This is a genomic window from Mesorhizobium sp. M2A.F.Ca.ET.037.01.1.1, from assembly GCF_003998075.1.
Classification (GTDB): domain Bacteria; phylum Pseudomonadota; class Alphaproteobacteria; order Rhizobiales; family Rhizobiaceae; genus Mesorhizobium.
This window is the reverse complement of the sequence record NZ_RZSA01001662.1, coordinates 1-649: the sequence shown is the minus strand read 5'-3', so window position 1 is coordinate 649 and position 649 is coordinate 1. Positions and strand designations below refer to the sequence as shown.

General features: G+C 68.9%; 1 protein-coding gene. It reads right to left on the bottom strand.

Features of this window, described 5'->3' with window-relative positions:
- Positions 1-618: enoyl-CoA hydratase/isomerase family protein (locus tag EOA27_RS39065; protein WP_145970934.1), on the bottom strand; the 618-nt coding region annotated here is incomplete at its 3' end.
- Between the last annotated feature and the right edge of the window lie 31 nt (positions 619-649).

Here is a 649-nt window from a genome sequence, read left to right as displayed (position 1 = left end):
GGCGGTAGCGGACCGGCCTGCGACGATAGCGGCAAGTTGTTCGGCCGCCGCGAGGCCGTCACCCTTGCCGACGACCTTGTCGACAAGCGACAATCTCAAGGCCTCGTCGGCGGAATAGACCTCGCCGAAGAGCGACATGCGGCGGATCAACTGGGTGCCGAAACGGCGAGCCGTGCGCTGGGTGCCCGACCAGCCCGGTGTGATCCCAAGGCCGGTTTCAGGCAGACCGATGCGGGCGTGGCTCTCGGCGATCCGATAGTCGGCGCAGGCCGCAAGCTCCAGGCCTCCGCCAAGGCAATGGCCGTTGAGGACGGCAATGACCGGTTGCGAAAGCCTGGCGAGAGCGTCGAAGCCGGCATGGCCGTCGCGGATCCAGTGGCGCGCGAACTCCGCCGGGTCGAGCGCGCTCCAGGCGGCGACGTCGCCGCCCGCGGAGAACGACTTCTCGCCCTCGCCGGACAGGATCAGCACCTTCGCCGCGGAACGCTCCACCGCCCTGCACAACGGCACGAGCGCATCGACCATCGCGGCATCGAGGGCGTTGAGCTTCTCAGGCCGGCGGATGGTCACTCGCGCGACCGCTCCGTCGAAGCTGAGGTCGAGGCGGGGATCGCTCACAGCCGCAACCCGATCGGCTGGTCGAGGAACA